The organism is Variovorax sp. Sphag1AA (genome assembly GCF_014192575.1).
Taxonomy (GTDB): Bacteria; Pseudomonadota; Gammaproteobacteria; order Burkholderiales; family Burkholderiaceae_C; genus Variovorax.
The window spans coordinates 448,754-466,555 of record NZ_JACHYC010000007.1 but is presented as its reverse complement, the minus strand read 5'-3'; the positions used below and the strand labels follow the sequence as shown (position 1 = coordinate 466,555).

The 17,802-nt window shown below is 61.5% G+C and carries 13 protein-coding genes and 1 pseudogene; 2 read left to right on the top strand and 12 right to left on the bottom strand.

What is annotated here, in order from left to right:
* Positions 1-104 precede the first annotated feature (104 nt).
* Positions 105-1,892, top strand: a pseudogene (locus tag FHW64_RS28070) (TonB-dependent siderophore receptor); the annotation flags it as partial.
* A 77-nt stretch (positions 1,893-1,969) separates the two neighbouring features.
* Here FHW64_RS28070 and FHW64_RS28065 read toward each other — a convergent pair.
* The 7 genes from FHW64_RS28065 to FHW64_RS28035 form a co-directional block, all read right to left on the bottom strand.
* Complete coding sequence (locus tag FHW64_RS28065; protein WP_184531492.1) at positions 1,970-2,578, bottom strand: DUF2325 domain-containing protein; 609 nt, start codon at positions 2,576-2,578, stop codon at positions 1,970-1,972.
* 22 nt (positions 2,579-2,600) lie between these two features.
* Positions 2,601-3,485 carry a ZIP family metal transporter gene (locus FHW64_RS28060; RefSeq protein WP_184531542.1) on the bottom strand — a complete coding sequence of 295 codons (885 nt, stop codon included), beginning with the start codon at positions 3,483-3,485 and terminating at the stop codon, positions 2,601-2,603.
* 37 nt (positions 3,486-3,522) lie between these two features.
* A complete protein-coding gene (locus FHW64_RS28055) occupies positions 3,523-4,152 on the bottom strand; it encodes a superoxide dismutase (protein ID WP_184531491.1) in 630 nt (209 codons plus the stop codon).
* A 5-nt stretch (positions 4,153-4,157) separates the two neighbouring features.
* The gene (locus FHW64_RS28050; protein WP_184531490.1) at positions 4,158-4,589 is read right to left on the bottom strand and encodes a hypothetical protein; all 432 of its coding nucleotides are present in this window, start codon (positions 4,587-4,589) and stop codon (positions 4,158-4,160) included.
* Between the two features lie 440 nt (positions 4,590-5,029).
* The gene (locus FHW64_RS28045; RefSeq protein WP_184531489.1) at positions 5,030-5,782 is read right to left on the bottom strand and encodes a PepSY-associated TM helix domain-containing protein; all 753 of its coding nucleotides are present in this window, start codon (positions 5,780-5,782) and stop codon (positions 5,030-5,032) included.
* A 9-nt stretch (positions 5,783-5,791) separates the two neighbouring features.
* Positions 5,792-6,478 (bottom strand): Fe2+-dependent dioxygenase, encoded by a 687-nt coding sequence (locus FHW64_RS28040; RefSeq protein ID WP_184531488.1) that lies wholly within the window; start codon positions 6,476-6,478, stop codon positions 5,792-5,794.
* A gap of 19 nt (positions 6,479-6,497) precedes the next feature.
* Positions 6,498-8,789, bottom strand: a complete 2,292-nt coding sequence (locus FHW64_RS28035; protein WP_184531487.1) for a TonB-dependent siderophore receptor — start codon at positions 8,787-8,789, stop codon at positions 6,498-6,500.
* Between the two features lie 1,058 nt (positions 8,790-9,847).
* On the opposite strand from FHW64_RS28035, the gene FHW64_RS28030 reads away from it, so the two are divergent.
* Positions 9,848-11,005 (top strand): NAD(P)/FAD-dependent oxidoreductase, encoded by a 1,158-nt coding sequence (locus FHW64_RS28030; protein WP_184531486.1) that lies wholly within the window; start codon positions 9,848-9,850, stop codon positions 11,003-11,005.
* A gap of 332 nt (positions 11,006-11,337) precedes the next feature.
* Here the strand turns inward: FHW64_RS28030 and FHW64_RS28025 are convergent, their stop codons facing one another.
* The 5 genes from FHW64_RS28025 to FHW64_RS28005 all read right to left on the bottom strand — a co-directional run bounded on the left by FHW64_RS28025 (position 11,338) and on the right by FHW64_RS28005 (position 17,760).
* Positions 11,338-12,303: an SDR family NAD(P)-dependent oxidoreductase gene (locus FHW64_RS28025; RefSeq protein WP_184531485.1), complete on the bottom strand. Its 966-nt coding sequence runs from the start codon at positions 12,301-12,303 to the stop codon at positions 11,338-11,340.
* Between the two features lie 133 nt (positions 12,304-12,436).
* Entirely contained in the window at positions 12,437-14,299 is a 1,863-nt protein-coding gene (locus tag FHW64_RS28020) for a TRAP transporter large permease subunit (protein ID WP_184531541.1), read from the bottom strand.
* Between the two features lie 44 nt (positions 14,300-14,343).
* Positions 14,344-15,615: a Tm-1-like ATP-binding domain-containing protein gene (locus tag FHW64_RS28015; protein ID WP_184531484.1), complete on the bottom strand. Its 1,272-nt coding sequence runs from the start codon at positions 15,613-15,615 to the stop codon at positions 14,344-14,346.
* A 74-nt stretch (positions 15,616-15,689) separates the two neighbouring features.
* The gene (locus tag FHW64_RS28010; RefSeq protein WP_260306414.1) at positions 15,690-16,691 is read right to left on the bottom strand and encodes a LacI family DNA-binding transcriptional regulator; all 1,002 of its coding nucleotides are present in this window, start codon (positions 16,689-16,691) and stop codon (positions 15,690-15,692) included.
* Positions 16,692-16,743: 52 nt separating this feature from the next.
* Positions 16,744-17,760, bottom strand: a complete 1,017-nt coding sequence (locus FHW64_RS28005) for a TRAP transporter substrate-binding protein (protein WP_184531482.1) — start codon at positions 17,758-17,760, stop codon at positions 16,744-16,746.
* Between the last annotated feature and the right edge of the window lie 42 nt (positions 17,761-17,802).

Below are 17,802 nucleotides of genomic sequence, written 5' to 3'. Positions count from 1 at the left end.
CCTCTTCATCGCTTCTCCTTCCTGCCCTCGCGGGCCGGCCGAAAAAGCCACCTTACCTCTAGTTTTGAAAAGTCCGGAATTCGGGGGAGACGTCAGATGCACAGACACCGGGGTACTACCTAGACGGCCTGCAACTGCGCAACAACAACGGCTGGGCCATCTGGCAGACAGAGAACTATGGGACTGAGCGCGTAGAGGTCCTGCGCGGTCCGTCGTCGGTGCTCTATGGACAAAACGGCCCCGGCGGCATGATCAACGTGGTCAGCAAGCGGCCGACCGAGGAACCTCTGCGCGAGATGCAGGTGCAACTGGGCGACAACTCGCATCGCCAGATCGCAGGCGATTTTTCGGGTCCGCTGGACCAAGAAGGCAAGGTGCTCTACCGCATCACCGGACTGGTTCGCGACGCCAAGCTGGAGGGCAGCGGCCTGCCAAACGACCGCGCCTTCATTGCCCCGTCCCTCACTTGGCGCCCGTCGAGCGACACCTCGCTCACGCTGCTTTCACACTACCTGAGAATCCGCGACGGAAGCTCCTATGCCGGCTTTCCGGAAGTCGGCACGCTGCTACCCAATCCCAACGGGCGCTTTTCCCCGAAGACCTATGTGGGTGAGCCCAACTTCGATCACTTCAACCAGGACCAGTGGATGGTCGGCTACCTGCTCGAGCATCGCGTGAACGACACATGGACGTTGCGCCAGAACGCTCGCTATGGATCCATCGATGTCGACTACAGGCAGGTGTACAACCAGAGCGACTTTTTCGTCGTCGACCCCGATGTGCCCGAGAACCCGGCCAACTTCCGGGTATTCAACCGATACACCTTCGGCAGCAAAGAAAAGATCAAGCTAGGGACCATCGACAATCAGGCGCAAGCCAGGGTCAACCTGGGCGACTGGCAGCACACCTTCCTGTTCGGGCTGGACTTCCAGCAGTCGCGGAACTACCAACGTACCTACAACGACGGCACCGTCTCCCCGATTGACGGTTTCGCGCCTGTCTACACCAACGACGCCCTTCCGGGCAATCCGTGGTTCGATGCCAGAACCAGGCTATCGCAGACCGGCTTCTACCTGCAGGATCAGATCAGGTGGGGCGACTGGGTTGCCACATTGGGTGGCCGGTATGACGATGCCTCCGCAACGGTGGACAGCTACCTCGACGGATCGACAACACGCTTCTCGGATCACAAGTTCACCAGCCGCGCTGGCTTGGTCTATCTTCATCCGAGCGGATGGGCACCATACCTGAGCTATTCCGAATCCTTCTCCCCGACCTTGACGATCGATCCGGACACGAACACACCGCTGAAGCCCGAAACGGGTCGGCAGTACGAAGCCGGTATCCGCTTTCAGCCGCCCGGCGGCAAGAGCACGTATAGCGCCGCGGTATTCGATCTTCGGCGCCAAAACTACGTGACTTACACCGAAGATTTCCTACCGAAGCAGACGGGCGAGATTCTGGTGCGCGGTCTCGAGTTCGAAGCAGCGTTTCAACCGATCCGCGACCTGAACGTCGTGGCAGCCTACACCTTCACGCCGACGGCGGAAGTCACGGCCAGCAGTACGCCGAGCGAGATCGGCAAACAGATGCAGGCCGTTTCTAGAAATCAAATGTCCGTGTGGACGGACTATCGCTTCGGTTCCGGCATCAAGGTGGGCCTGGGCGCGCGCTTCGTGGGCTCGAACTACGGGTACCAGGAATCCGCCGGAGCCAAGGTTCCTGCCTACACATTGCTCGATGCGCTCATCGGCTATGACTTTCAGCGTTGGAGCCTGGCGCTGAACATTCGCAACCTGACCGACAAGCTTTACCTCAGCAATTGCAGTTCCGGCATCTGCCGCTATGGCGATTTGCGAAAGATCGTGGCAACGGCGAACTATCGCTTCTAGCTGCCCCGTGCCGGACGCGATCGCGGAGCACGTGATGACTTCGAGTTTCGCGAGGCCGTCGCATTGGCGCTGAGGCATCACGCGTCGTGTTGCTCGCGCGCGGACTCCCTGTCAATTCGAACGATGCGAATGGCGTCCGGCTCCTGGACGAGTACGCAAGCCTTGCCGGTGCGCCGGCAGAGGTCTTGGACGCGCCAATACGCGCCATGGCTGAGGCAGCCGGTCTGGCAAATTACAAGATCAGCCGCGACGAGGCTGCTCTCCAGGTCCGCAAGGTCTTCGACCTCTGCTTCGGGCTCCGCTCGATGAGTGACATCGACGGGTCCATGCATGGCCGTCACGACAGGCGCGTGTTCCGGTGGACTGCGCCGCTGCCAATGCAGCCGCTCGCGCATCAACTCTTGAATGCGTGCCAGCAATGCATCGACGCGTTGCGCCAGAGCTTTCCGCCTGGGCAGACCGGGAATCGATGCTTCTAGCGAAGCTCGGTATTCCTGTGCCCATGCCAATGCGGTATCCCGAACAATCACGGCCGCGCGCAACCGAATGGTCTGCGCGCGCAACTTTTCGATCTCGGCGGCCTGCTCGCGCACCAAGTCACCACAGCGCATTTGCACTTGGCCATAGTGGCGCACAAGTGCGAGGTGTTCATCGATCAGTTGGTCGACAGGGTCGTAGTCAATCATGAATAGATCCCCTGCTGCTCGGTCAAGCCATGGCTGTGTCGAGCAACATCATCAGCACGAAGCCAACCATCAAGCCGCCCGTTGCAAAGGCCTCATGTCCCTTTCGATGGGACTCGGGGATGATCTCGTGGCTGATCACAAAAAGCATCGCACCGGCCGCGAAGCCGAGACCCCACGGCAGCAGCGCGGCCGAATAGCCGAAGACGGCCGCACCGAGAACCGCGCCTATCGGTTCGACCAGTCCGGACGCTGCACCGAGCGCGACTGCGAACGAACGCCTGTATCCCGCGGCAAGCAATGCGACCGCGACCACCAGTCCCTCGGGCACATCCTGAATAGCGATACCCATGGCCAACGCGTCGGCGCGCAACCCTTCGTTGCCCGCGTAGCCGACACCGATGGCGAGCCCTTCGGGCAGGTTATGCAAGGCAATGGCAATCACGAAAAGCCAGGTGCGCCGCAACATCCGGGCGGAGTGCCCCTCGCGCCCCTTGATGAAATGCTCATGCGGCAGCAACCTCTCCATCATCAAGAGCGCTAGCGCGCCGACGAGGATCGCACTGCCGACCACGCTGCCAGCGGCCCATGGGCTGCCTCCGAAGGTTCCGCCTGCCCTGGCCGCTGCAATTCCCGGGATCACCAGCGAAAACGCACTGGCGGCAAGCATCACGCCCGCTCCGAATCCGAACAGCGTGTCCTGCACCCGATCCGAGAGGCGTTGCGAGAAAACGACCGGCAATGTGCCCAACGCGGTGGCGATCGCCGCCACCGTTCCGCCGACGAATGCGCTCAGCACGACCGGGTTGCCGCGCACGAATTGCCAGACCTGTGCAAGCAGCACAAGAGCGCCGGCGCACGCGATGCCGCGACCGATCCAGACGCGCGGGCGTGTGCGGCTCGACGCCATCACGTCGTTTGGAGTGTTCTTGGTGGCCATCGCGTAGTCATTGCGGTCGTCGAGCAGCAAGGTATCGCCGCTCGACTTCGGTCCAGTCGATCACGTTGTAGAACGCCGCGATGTACTCGGGACGTCGGTTCTGGTACTTCAGGTAGTACGCGTGTTCCCAGACGTCGAGGCCCAGGATCGGCGTATTGCCGGAACCGATGCCGGCCATGAGCGGACTGTCTTGGTTGCCCGAGCTCTCGACCGAGAGCACTCCCGCCGCATCGACACAGAGCCAGGCCCAGCCGCTACCGAACCGCGTGAGTGCGGCCTTGGTAAAGGCGGCCTTGAACGCGTCGAAGCCACCCAACTCGGTATCGATTGCCCGCGCCAGCTGGGCGGTCGGTGCGCCGCCGCCATTCGGCGACATCACCGTCCAGAACAAGCTGTGGTTGGCATGACCGCCGCCATTGTTTCGTACTGCCGCGCGCAGTTCGGCAGGCAGGCTCTCCACCCCGGCGATGAGTTGTTCGACCGGACGCTCGGCCAACTCGCTGCCTTCAAGGGCAACGTTCAGATTGTTCACGTACGTCTGATGATGTTTGGTGAAGTGAATCTCCATGGTCTGTGCGTCGATGTGCGGTTCGAGTGCGTCATAGGCATACGCAAGTTTCGGCAACGTATAGGGCATGGGAGTCAATGCAGAGTTGGTGCTGGACGCGCCGGATTGGCCGTGACCGACATGCAGCCAGCGCGCAATGCTGCGAGTACGTTTTCGACATTGCCGTGTTGCCCGAGATGCTCGAGCAGCGCGGCGTGTGTTTCCCGGCTGTGCCGCAGCGCGGCTTGCTGAAGGGATCGGTCCGCGCCGGGATCGCGCAGGAGCGACATCAGCGCGCAATGGGCTGTGCAGAGATAGTCCGCAGCCAACGCGGGGTTCTCGGCCTCCGCATGGAGATCGGCCAGGTTCAGATGCGTGACGACAAACGCCGCGACCCGGTCATCAGGAGGTTCGGCGGACACGTGCGAGCCTTCGAGCAGCGCGCGTGAAATGACCAGTGCCTCGAGGTACAGGCGTTCCGCCAAGAGCACCTGCCCACTTGATGCGGCGTTGGTGCCGTTGCGCATCGCTTGCTCCCATTCGCGCAACCGATGTGAAGTCGAAGTCTTCATCAACACTCCTTTTCGGAGCCCTTTGCGTTGAACGAGACTTACGTACTCGGGCCATCAAATGATAATCATTCTTATTTGAATCGTCTATGGGGAGGGCGTACAGGTCGGTGGACCTTGTGCGACAAAGGCTCGATCGGACAGGCGCGGACCTTTGGCGCGGCGATTCGGCTGGTAAGAGCTTCGGCACACGCTACAAGGCCAATCCCGACATCGTGCAGGTCAAGATCACGCGCAAGAGTCATGACCAAGGCGCCCCGGCTGATCTTGCCGAACCGGCCAGCACACGCCGGGTTGAGCTTTCCGGTCGGCCTTGTCGGCAGCCCCTGAACCGAAGGTTATAGGCGCACCTGGCGATTCAACGGGATCAACACTGCCGGTGCAGATCGCACGCCGAGTCAGAACTGCGCGAAGATCAGACCAAGAGTGAGCGCGACCGAGGTGCCGAAGATGACCAAGCCGACGCGCCGGCGGCGGTGCGTCAACATCCAGAGCGCGACGCCGGAGATGGACAGGAAGATCAGGCTGCCCGCCAGTGTGTCAACCAGCAAGATCCATGCGACCGGCATGCCCACGCCCTTGTGCAGATTCGCCAGGGTGGCGACGAAGCCGTTGCTGGTCGTCGTGATGCCGACCGAGCGATTGCCGCGCCAGTACTCGGCCTGGATTGCTTCGTGAGGACCGCCGAAACCGAAAACCCAGCGCTCGGGCTGCATCAGCGCAGGTGCGCGAGCGGCATCGAAATCCGCAACGGACCCTGCCGCGTACTTGTCCTTGTCCGTCCAGGCGACAGGCTTGGCCGGCTCGATGCGCATCGTGTTGGGCGGACCGTCCTGGTTCAGCGCCGTCTGAAGCCATGCAGCCATTTCCTTGGCGCCGGTCGGCGCCGGATCCGGCAGGGCCAGTTGCGCATTGAGACGCTGCTGGCTCATCGGCAACTTGAGCACCGCGCGGTGGTTCAGCCAGACGCCCGCCGTGCCGAAGATCAATCCGAGGATCGCACCCCACAGGCCGATCCAGCCATGCATCTTGCGTATCCACTGCACGATCGCAGTTCGACGTTGCCGCCCACGAACGCGATCGTCCAGCGATCCAGATGGAGAAAATGCCGCAGGACCGGCGGCAGTTGAGAAATCGGGAGCAGTTTCCATCTGAACGACCTAGGTGTCGCTCCATTTGCGAAGAAGATTGTGATAGATGCCCACCAGCGTGCGACGCGCGGACTCGTCCGCGCCGGCTTGATTCAGGCGCTGGATGGCATTGTCGAGATCGAAGAGCAGCGCCCGGTCCGCGGCATCCCGCACCAAGCTCTGCACCCAGAAAAAGCAGGCGAGCCGAACCCCGCGCGTGATGGGCGTCACCTGGTGCAGGCTGGTGGCTGGATAGATCACCATGTCGCCGGCCGCGAGTTTCACGGTCTGCATTCCATGGGTGTCTTCCATCTGCAATTCGCCACCGTCGTAGCTGTCGGGCGGCGACAGGAACAACGTTGCGGACAGGTCGGTGCGCAACTTGCGTCCGTTATGCGGATGAATGCGCACTCCCCCGTCGACGTGCAGGCCGAAGGTCATTCCGGCGCTGTAGCGATTGAACATCGGTGGATACAGGATGTTCGGCAGTCCTGCACTGATGAAGACCGGATTCCGTTCGAGCGCGCTGGCCACAATGCTCTGGCATTCCGCAGCCACTTGCGACCGCTCGTCGATCTGCTGGTTGAACTTGACAGGCGCCCCTTGGTACCCCGCCGTCACCCTCCCATCGATCCAGGCACTACCGGCGGCCTCCAGGCGCGCAACGACGGCTTCAAGCGACTCGGCATCAAGGACGCGAGGAATGCAGACCAGCATGGCTGTAGAGGGCTCGATGTCAGAAACGATAGTTCATCGACAGCATGGCAGTGCGCCCCGAACCGGGCACAGCCCGACCGCCATCGGACGGGATCAGAGCGTCGTAATAGTGCTCGTCGAAGAGGTTGAACAGGTTGAGCCGGACATCGTAGTGCGGCTGGTGGTAGGCCAACATAGCGTCGATTCGCGTGTAGCTGTCTACCCCTACCAGGTTCGTGTTGTTGGCGTAACGGCTGCCAACGTAGGTCGCGCCGCCACCGAACTCCCATTCGGGTGTGACGGTGTAGACAGCCCAGATGCTCGCCGCATTGCGCGGGGTGTTGGCCGGCACCTTGCCTTGCGTACCGGGCGCTATGCCGTCGACGATCGTTCCATCGAGGTAGGTGTAGGCGCCGAAGACTTGGAGCGCGCTGGTGACGCGCCCCGCGATGCCGGCGCGCGCGCCGTTGACGCGCACGGTGCCTGTCGCTGTGTAGGTGCCGTCCGAGTTCTGCGCCCTCGCGTTGTCCTGCGTGATGCTGAAGGCAGCAGCAGTCATCGACAGAGCACCTCCGTTGACGTCCCACTTGCCCCCGAGTTCATAGGACTTGTTTTCCTGCGGAGGCAGGGGTTGCGTGGCTCCGGTGGTCGCGACGAGCTGTTCGAGCGATGGATTGAACGACGTGCTGTAGGACACGTAGTACGAGTGCTCGGTTGTCGGCTGCCAGATGCCCCCGGCGCGCACGCTGGTGAAGTTCACTGTCTGCTGTTCGTAGGCCAGCGTTGTCGCAGTCGGTATCGTGTTGTTGACACTGGCGCGATAGTTGTCTTGCCGTACGCCCCCGACCAGCTTGAACTGCGGATTGAGTTCGACGGTGTCATTGAGGTATCCCGCGACCGTATCGGCATCCGCCGTCGCGAGGTTGCCCGGGAGACCGGGCGCATTGAGTGGCGAATCGGTCGAGAAGGGGTTCAGTAGTGGCGTGCACGAAACATAGCCACTGGAGCCGCCCACCGGATTGAGCGGCACGCCATTGCAGGTTCCGTTGCGGTAGTAGCCCTGGTTCCTGTAGGTGTCGTGTCCGAGCTCCAGTCCTGCCAGCAGCGTGTGCTTGAGCGAGCCCGTGTCGAACTGGGTGTTGTACTCGGTCAGGTTGAAGAGCGAGGTATCGCGGATGTCGCGGTCATGGCTCTGCTGACGCACCCAGAGTTGGCTGAGGGGCAGCGTGCTGGTCGCCGCGGCCGGGAACGCCGTAGTTCCGGTGGAGAACGCCGTATAGCCCTTTGCATTGACCGTTCCGATGCCTTGCGGGGCAGTCTCCGTTGCATCGGTGGTGACCTGGTTGTACTGCGTCTGATTGCGAATCGAACTCGTGGGCGTCAGCTTGTGCAGGATCGTTGCGTTGAATGCGCCGATGTCGGAGATAGTGCGATCGTCGTTGAAGCCATAGGCATTGTTCCGATCCACCTGCGCAGGCGCGCCGTTGAGCGGCGGGATGCCGTAGTCGGCCATGTCGTGGTTGTGCTGGATCAACGCCGACAAGGTCACTTGCGTCGGCGTGTTGATTCCGAACTTCAGCGACGGCGCAATGCCGACATCCTGGATCTTCGTCTGGTCCCGGGTGGAAGCATCACCTTCCTGACCCATAGCTGCTATTCGGAACGCTGAAGTCTCCGACAGCGGCCGGTTCACATCGACGGTCGTTCGCACCAGGCCATTGCTAGTGACCGAGACATCCGCCTGTCCCGCAGGCGTGAGCGACGGCTTCTTGCTCACCTGGTTGATGACACCACCTGTCGATCCTCGTCCGAACAGCATGGACGAAGGCCCCATGAGCACTTCGATGCTGTCGAGCGCAAACGTATCGCGGTAGTACTGGCCGCGGTCGCGCGCACCGTCCAGAAAGAGGTCGGTCCGCGCGGAAAAGCCGTTTAGATTGATGTTGGTCCCGATCTGCCCGCCTTCGGCAGCGCCGATGGTCAGGCCAGGCACGTTTCGCAGCGCGCTAGCCAGCGAAGTGGCGCCCTGCGACTGCATCAGCGGCTGATTGATGATGGTGACCGATTGCGGTACGTCATGGGGGTCCGCGGGCAGGCGACTGATCGACAACGGATTGGCCCCAAAGCTCCCCCTGTCCACCGTGTCTTGAACCTGCACTTCGCGAAGTGTCGCTGGAGTCGAAGTGCTCGTTGAGGCGGATGGGGAGGACGCAGTGCCTGCTGCCGATTGCGGCGTCACATCTTGCTGGGCAAGGGCCGGGGCAGAAACCATGGCAAGCATGGTCAACGCGACGGGTGTACGCCGTACGCAATAGCGATCTGAACGTTTCATGGGGTGCCCCGAGGGAATTCTTCCACCCGTTGCGACCACTGGGTGGTCGTCAAGTCTAAATGCGAATCAATCTTTATATCGCCCGTCTCGCACGCGTGTTGCCGGTGGAAGACAGCATCCAAAAGCACATGAAATTCGTCAGTACATGGTCAGGCAAAGGAGCGCCCGGATCCGGCCATCCCCTCCATCGCTTTGAGCACCTCGACGCCGCACCGCACGAATGGCCGGAACAACGATCCGCAATACAGGACTTCGATCGCGCTTCGAAGGCATGCACCAGCGACGGGCCATGCTCGTCCCGGTCAAGGGAGCACAGTTGGCCTCGCAGATGCACATGAGTGCGTGCCGTGTGCGAAAGGTTTGCCACTAGGGGCAACGTCTGCAACCCCATCAGAGCTGTCCGACAGCAGCGGCCGCTTCTTGCTCAACCCGCGTGGCCTGCCGTGGTCCGAGGTGCAGGCCGACGATGTGGATATGGTGGACACCCGTGGCGAGCGCCTGGGGGGCCGCCATGCCGTGGAGCCGACCGCGATTCATCCGCGCCGCCATCCATCGCTTGGGTCGCAAGATCGTTGTCGAAGTCCACAAATTCTTCTAGTCGTGCCCTCGAGTGCTGCTAGTGGTCATTTGGAGACTTTTCCTCGATTCGTGAGCTTCCTCGAAGCCTGCTAGGGTCTCGCGATGCCTTGCGCCGTCCGCGCTTGCCGCCGCACGGCCGCGCAGCGCTCCAGGGTTCGGGCTTCGATCCAACAGGCAGCTCCGCTCGGTGGTTGTTGCTACACGGTTCCGCTCGAGGCGAGCCAGACTACGTGCCAGCTAGGCAGCAGTCCTCGAAGCGAAACAGCCATGAGTCTTGCCTATGCGACAATCGCGCTCGAAGACCGCGAAAAACGGCTGTCTTGCATGTCGCCCGGCTCTCAAGCCAGTGCTCCATAGGACAATCGCGTACACGCCACCCCGCAAAACCTGCAAGGTCGGCCAGCGTTTCCCCCGACACAGTCGGACCTCTACGAACCGTCGCGCATTGAAGCGCGTATTCGTAGACACCGGAACACGCCATGAGCAACCACCTTGATTTCCCGCCCCTCTCGACACCCCTTCGCATCGCCATCGTCGGCGCCGGTCTTGGTGGATTGACACTGGCACGTGTACTGCACGTCAACGGCATCACCGCAACCGTCTACGAAGCCGAAGCCTCGCCGGCTGCGCGACGCCAGGGCGGCCTGTTGGACATCCATGAATACAACGGGCAGGTCGGCCTGAAGGCCGCCGGCCTCTACGACGAGTTTCTTGCCCTCACGCTTCCAGGAGAAGATGCCAAGCGCATCGTCGACCGAAACGGCGTCGTTCTGCTCGACAAACCCGGCTCGGGCAGCACGGCCAAGCCTGAAGTCGACAGGGGCGCTCTGCGTCAACGCCTCATCGAGTCCCTACCGGCCGAAACTATCAGGTGGGGCCGCAAACTCGCTCAGGCGCACCTTCTCGCCAACGGAAAACACCACCTGGTCTTTGCTGACGGCTCCACGACCATGGGCGATTTGCTGGTCGGGGCCGACGGCGCCTGGTCGAGAGTCCGCCCGCTCCTGTCTGCCGCAAAGCCAGCCTATGTTGGCACGACCTTCATCGAGACCAACCTCTTCGACGGTCCGGCCCGGCACGGGGCCAGCGCCGAAGCCATCGGCAGCGGCACGTTGATGGCGGTTGAGCCCGGCAAGGCCATCATGGCGCACCACCACGCGAACGGCACCTTGCAAATCTATGTCGCGCTGAACAAGGCAGAAGGATGGATTGGCGCCATCGACTTCAGGCAACCGGCGGCCGCACTTCATCGCATCGCAAGCGAGTTTGCGGGGTGGGCGCCCCAGCTTCAGGCATTGGTCAAAGAAAGCGACACGGCACCTGTCGTAAGGCCCATCTATGCCCTGCCTGTGGACCATCGGTGGCAAAGTGTTCCCGGCGTCACGCTCGTGGGCGACGCTGCGCATCTGATGTCGCCCTTCGCGGGCGAGGGAGCCAACCTCGCCATTCTCGATGGCGCCGAATTGGGCCATGCGCTTCGGGATCATTCTGATGACATCAAGGCTGCACTGGAGGTCTACGAACGGGCACTATTTTCTCGCAGCGCCTCCTTCGCCCACCAGGCCGCGCGGAACCACCAGTGCTTCTTCGGCGACGAAGCACCTCGAAGCGTGGTGGAGTTGTTTCGCCATAGTTGAATTTCAAGGGCCGTCAGGAAGGTCCGGTCCTGGCTAGCGCGAGCTCATCGTCATCGGAATGCGTTCGAACGACTCAAGCGCGGCACGGGTGGCGCGCCGAGCAGCATCTTGTAGGGCGGCCAACGGCGCGGGTGCACGCTCTGAATGAGGTTGCGCACGAGAACTCATAGGGAAGATTTCCTTCCCCTTTTGAATTCCTGTTCGGACTTCCGCTCAGGGCACGCGAAGAAGCGGTTCGGCCCCGCCCTCCTAGCCGACCGCTCTCGCTGCTGCGGAGCCGACTTGGTCGAAATACCAACCAGACGCAGATGCCGAAGCCCCGTGTCAACGGCTCACCTTGTCGAGAAAGCGTCAATTCCAGTAAGTTGCGCAGATAACGTCCAAAGGCGTTCCGCCTGCTCGGGGTCGCTCGCATAAGCTCGCACGCCGCTGAAAGACGGCGGCTCGCTTTCATCCATTTTTGCAATCTCGCAATCTTCACAATACAACCCACCCATGCCATTCAACTGGGGGGAGGTTGCCGCCCATACCTGGGTCGCTGCGCCTTGCCGCGTGGTCTTGAACGTTGGATCGACCGGGGTACCGCTGGCATCAATCCAACCGGCGGCAAGCATTTCATCATGCGACAGATGGCGCTGGAGCGGCGTGAAGATCTTGCCAGGATGAAGAGAGAAAGCGCGCACGCCTTCGCTCCGGCCGAGCCGATCCAGATGAACAGCAAACAGGGCATTGGCAGTCTTTGATTGTCCATAGGCCCGCCACTTGTCGTAGCTCTTTGCGAACTGCACGTCATCCCATTGAATGGCCGATAGATGGTGCCCCGCTGACGATACAGCTACCACCCGCGCACCACCTACGAGTGCCGGCCAAAGCTGATTCACAAGTGCATAGTGCCCCAGATGATTGATCGCGAACTGCGCTTCCCACGCTAGTGGCCCGACGCGTGTCTCGGGACAAGTCATGATGCCTGCGCTGCAGATCAGGATGTGAATGTGCTGCTTGCGCGCCAGAAACTGCCGGGCAAAGTCGCGCACGCTCGATAGGTCGGAGAGATCGAGTCGCTCGACTTGCGCATCGCGGATGCCATTGATCCTTTCGAGGGCAGATTTCACATCTCGAGCGCCAACAATGACGCGTGCGCCTGCATCCGTCAATGCGCGCGTTGTTTCGAGACCAAGTCCAGAATGCCCTCCGGTGACGATGGCGATGGCGCCAGACAGATCACGGCCCGCGAGTACCTCTGCCGCGGTGGTTGCCGCGCCGAAGCCGGAATTGATAGGAAACTGTTTGCTACTCATGAATGCGACATCTACCCTTTTGCAGCCTTGAATCTGACAACAGATGGGCTGTGATGATTCAGTTTCGAGCCACGACTACCGCATGCCCAATGGTCGCTTTGAACAGAAGCGGCCAAGTCAGACGGACGGCTGCCTACAGAAATCCCGTGGAGAGCCAAGGAACGACGGCAATCATGATCGTACCCAGCAGCAGCGCCACGAGGTATCCGATGATTGGGCGAAGCCCGGCATCTGGATTGACTCGCGCGATTGCGCAGGCCGAGTAGTACCCGACACCCAGCGGCGGCGCGAACAAGCCCAGTCCCATAGAGAGGATGACGACCATGGTGTAGTGGACCTCGTGGATTCCGAGTTGCCGCGCAATCGGGAACAACAGCGGCCCAAACAACACGATGGCAGGAATCCCCTCGAGTACGGAGCCCAGTATGACGAACATGAGCACCGAGACCGCCATGAACGCTGGGACGCCGCCGGGCATGGTCGACATGGCAGCGGCCAACGAATTGGAAAAGCCAGACTGGGTCAGCGCCCATGCCATCGCGGTGGCGGTGCCGATGATGAACAAAATGGCGCCAGACAACGTGGCAGTGCCAACCAACATCGGCATGAGTTCCCGCCACTCGAACCGTCGGTAGATCAGAGTACCGGCGACTATCGTGTAGACAATCCCCAGCGTTGACACCTCAGTGGCCGTGGCTACCCCTTCGACGACCGCAGCGCGGATCACGAACGGCAGCGCAAGTGCGGGCAGCGCAATCACGAGAGCCCGCGCGACTTGTCGCAATGGAGCGCGCACCGCCTTGCCATGGTCCTCATTGCGCGCTCGGAAAGCCACCACGGCGCAAAGCATCAGTCCTAACAGCAGTGCCGGAAGAAGGCCTCCGGTGAATAGCGCGGAGATGGACACGCCCGTGACGGAGCCTATGGTGATCAAGACCAGACTCGGAGGAACGGTCTCAGTCTGGGCGCCGGTAGCAGCCAGCAGTGCGACCAATTCCCCGTCCTTGGCCCCGCGCTTTTTCATCTCCGGGAAGAGTCCGGGCGCTAGCGCCGCCATGTCCGCCGCCTTCGATCCGGAGATACCCGAGACGAGGTACATCCCCGCAACAAGAACGTAAGAAAGCCCCCCTCTCACGTGGCCGATCAATCCTGCAAGAAATCCGATCATTGCGTTGGCCATGCCGGTGAGCTCAATCAGGCGCCCTAGAAAGACAAAGAGCGGGATAGCCAGGAGGATCAGGTGCGACATCCCCTCATCCATGCGCCCAACCACAACCGACAGCGGCAGACTCGTGCTCAGGGCGAGATAGCCGAAGGTGCCCAGCCCAAACGCAAATGCGATTGGGATCCCGGCGAAGACGCAACCGGCAGCGACACCAACAAAGAAGATGAGGAGATTCCAACGCCCGAGATCTGCGAAGACCGGCCGCGCCAACCAGAATGCACTGACGATCGCGATCACGATCAGCGCCCCGATCGCGACATGCCGCCATCGCACTTCACTCAAGAGGCGCAGGATTGCAAAGAGTGCCATGAGCACGATGCCTACCGGAAGAGCTGCCGCACGCCATAAACCCGATATTTCCAACGCAGGCATGTTGGCGATCTGCTCCTCTGCTGCGTAGTCGAACGACGGCGCGACGGCAATAAGGAGGAAGGCCAGGCACGCACAGATACTGACGCTTTCGATGACGGCGGCACTCGAGCGGCTCGCCCGCGCAGTGAGTGCTGTCATGCGCATGTGTTCGCTACCATGAAGCGCTAACACCGCGCCAAGTGTGGCCAACCAAAGGAAGAGGATGGATGCCACCTCGTCAGACCAGGCGATCGGCGCGTGGAACACGAAGCGGCAGATCACGCCGGTCAGCAACACCGCAATCTCGGCCAGTACCAGCAATGCGGCCGGTATCGCAACCATGGAGGCCAAGAGATCGGCCACCTGCTTGATTCGGGCGCGCGGGCCATCAGCCGGTTCATTGGCTCTGCGGGAGGACATAGTTTTCTCGCCAGGAACGTATGCGGTCGGCGTTTCGATGATTTTCACGTGCACGACAGGCCTCCTTGGTGCTGCTGCGCTTCTTGGCCATATCCAAGCACTCCTCTCGAAGCGGATACAGCGCTCGCCTCAAAAAATCTCTTGCACACGAGTTCAGCAAAGCCCCCCTCGTTGATGTGAAATGGCGCGATCTCAAGGCGCCTGTGAGAATTTGTCCGCAGCCCTCCCTCGATCGCGTCAAAAAGTGCCCGGTCCGCGACGGGGTCGTAAAAAGGCTGATCCACCGCGTCGAGCGCGGAGACCCCTTTCTCCGGAAGGATCATGCGCACAGGACCTTCACACAGATTCAGTCGGGCGGCAATCCATGCGCCAATTCGAGAACTCTCCTCTGGGCTAGTCCTCATCAACGTGACCTGCGGGTTGTGCCGATAGAGGCGACGCCTGCGAAACTGCGATGGCAGAGTCTCCTCAGGCCCAAAATTCACCATGTCCAGCGCTCCGCAGGAGACGACGCAGGGCGCTTGCGTTCTTATCGTGGCGCCGAAACGATCCGGGGTGCACGGCAAAACGCCTCCTACGATGAAGTCCGCCACTTCCGTGGTCGTGACGTCCAGCAACCCCTGGAGCATTCGACCTTCGAGGAGTCTCTCCATGATCTGTCCACCGACACCGGTTGCGTGGAACACCATGCACTCCCGCGAGTCCGCGAGCCTTCGTCTGAGTTCATCAACGCATGGGGTTGTGACGCCGAACTGTGTGATGCCCACAGCGGGTAGTTCGTGCGCTTCGGCTGCGCGCGAATCATGGGCGACCATGCCGGCGATGGCGTGGGCAGCGTTGCGCAGGACGACTCGGTTGAGACGGTTCAGGCCGGCAATGTCGGTCACGGGTGAGATCATGCAGATGTCACTCATCCCGACGTACGGTGAGACATCACCTGACGCCACAGTCGAAACCATGACTTTGGGGGTTCCGAGGGGGAGCGATCGCATTGCGGACGTGACCAGTGACGTGTTCCCGCCCCCACCCAACCCAATGATCCCGCCAACGTCGTCGCGGCTGGCCAGGTAGGCAATGAGCGCTTCGCCCATCGCCTTGACCGCCTCTCCTCGATCGGTGAGCCCAAGGACGGCTGTACGTCCCAGCGGATGGGAAGCGGCCACCGCTTGGGCAGAGACGTCTGCGACGGATCTTTGGCTGCGCGTTCCAACATCCACCAACAGCGCCGATGCGCCCAGTCTGGAGAGTTCGGACTTCACGAAGCTCAGTTCTTCCTGCTTGGTGTCGCAGGTACCAACCACAAAGATCTTGTTCATGCGTGCTCCTTCCGGCGACGCGCTCAACGGCGCTCGCCTAAGAGGTTTTTCAACGATGTGCGCTCAGGCGAGCGCTAAGTCGCAGCGGCGTGCGTGATGAGCTCCACCGGCAGGCGAACCACTGATGGCTTGCCTGTGCCGTCGATCATGGCCATCAGCATCCGCACTGCCTCTTGGCCAATCTGCCGTGTCGGCTGCGCAACCATGGGAAGTGGGGGCTCCAGAAAGGTGGCCCAAGGGACTTTGTCAAAGCTGACGATTTCCACGTCCTTGCCGTACTGAAGACCGAGTTCTTTGAGCGCATGCATCACGCCTTCTGTGACACGGTGACTCGAGGTGAGCAATGCCGTCGGCCGATTCGGTTGCGAGAGGATTCCAAGCGCTGCCTTTCTTGCACTGTCGACGTGGACGCCCCCCATCGAGATCCACTCGTCTTTGACATGCAACTTGCCCTCAGCCATTGCGGAGCGAAAACCTGCCACGCGCTCGCGTGATGTCATGAGACCCATGCTGGCCACGAGAGCCCCGATCTTTCGATGCCCACGGCTGATCAGGTACCGCACCGCTTGGTGCGCTCCGGCCTCGTTCTCCGTCAGGACGGCGCCGCACCCTCGCAGGTCGATGCTGCGATTGAAGGAGACGACCGGAAACTGCGAGGGCAGAACCTTGCGAAGGTAGGCGTGATTTCCCTCGGCCGGCGCAATGATGAGGCCGTCCACGCGACGCTCGAAGAGACTTGCGACCGCGTTTTGCTCCCGCTGAAGGTCCTCGCCGCTGTTGGCCAGCAGCAGCGACCAGCCATGCGCGGTGGTTTCGGCCTCTGCGCCACTGACAACCTCAGCAAAGTACGCATTCTCGATGTCGGAAACCACGAGGCCGATCACCTTGGAGTGCTTGGCGCGCAGGCTTCCCGCCAGGCGATTGGGGCGATAGCCGAGCTTGCGACAGATGGCCATCACCCGTTCGCGCGTCTCTTCGCTGATCTCGCTGTGTCCGTTGACCGCACGCGAGACCGTCTGCATGGAAACCTGCGCCTCACGGGCGACGTCTTTGAGGGTGGCGGTGCGTGATTCCATGGCTCGGCTCATTTGTTGGCTCGCAGTTCAACAAGGAACAATAACCCAACGTTCAGGCGAGCTTGCCCACCGCCTTTTCGAGCAGCTCGAAGGGAGCCGCGCCGCCGTAGGCATCGCGCCACCGCGCATACGACCCAGCTTGGCGAAGCGCTTCTCTAAAGGATGGGCGGTCCGGCTCGATGAATGTCTGGCCTTTATCCTTCAGGAGTGCCTGCAGGACCCCGTCCCCCTTGGCGATGTCGGCGCGTTCCAAGACTGCCGCGGCATCCAGGTTCCGGGCGAGAACGTCTTGGAGATCCTTGGGCAGTCGTGCCCAGGCGGCGCCGTTGGCGAGCATTTCGAACGGCGTCTGCATGTGAGCGGTCAGCGTGATGAACTTGCTGGTCTCGTAGTACTTGCTGTTTTCGATTGTGACGAGCGGCCCCTCGGCGCCATCGACCAAACGGGTTTGCAGCGCTGTGTAAACCTCCGCACTCGGGACGGTCGTTGGCGAGGCGCCCAGCCCTTTGAAGAGCGAGACGGCAAGGGCTCCGGTGGGCACCCTGAATTTCATGCCCTTCATGTCCGGCGCTGCTCGCACGGGCTTTTGACTCGTAAAAAGGTGACGCGTCCCGCCATCCCAGCCCTTGTCGAAGACGTGCACACCGAGCTTGCGTTCGATCTCTGCGTGGACGTATTTGCCGAACTCGCCGTCCATCGCGCCCCAAAGGCTGGCGGAGTTCTCGAACGCAAAGGGAAGCGCAGCGAGCGAGGCAACGGGGACGGCGTTGCCGATGATGATGTCGCCCATGTGGCACAACTCGAGCGCCCCCGAGCGAACCTGCGACAGCATCTGGGCGTCGCTGCCCAGCTGGCTGTTCGGGTAGATCTCCACCATCAGGCGGCCACCTGACTCCTGCGCAATGTTCTTTGACGCCTCCACCAGCCGCAGATGCTGCGGATGGGTGGTCGCGTTGTTGTGGCCCAGCTTATAGGTGAACTCAGCCGCCGCCTGAGAGGGCAGATGCAGGAAGCTGGCTGCTCCGAGGCTGGCGGCCCGGGTCACGAATTGCCTGCGATTGACAGTCATGATTGTCTCCTTTGCTTTGATCAGTGAGGCGGGTCTTCGCCC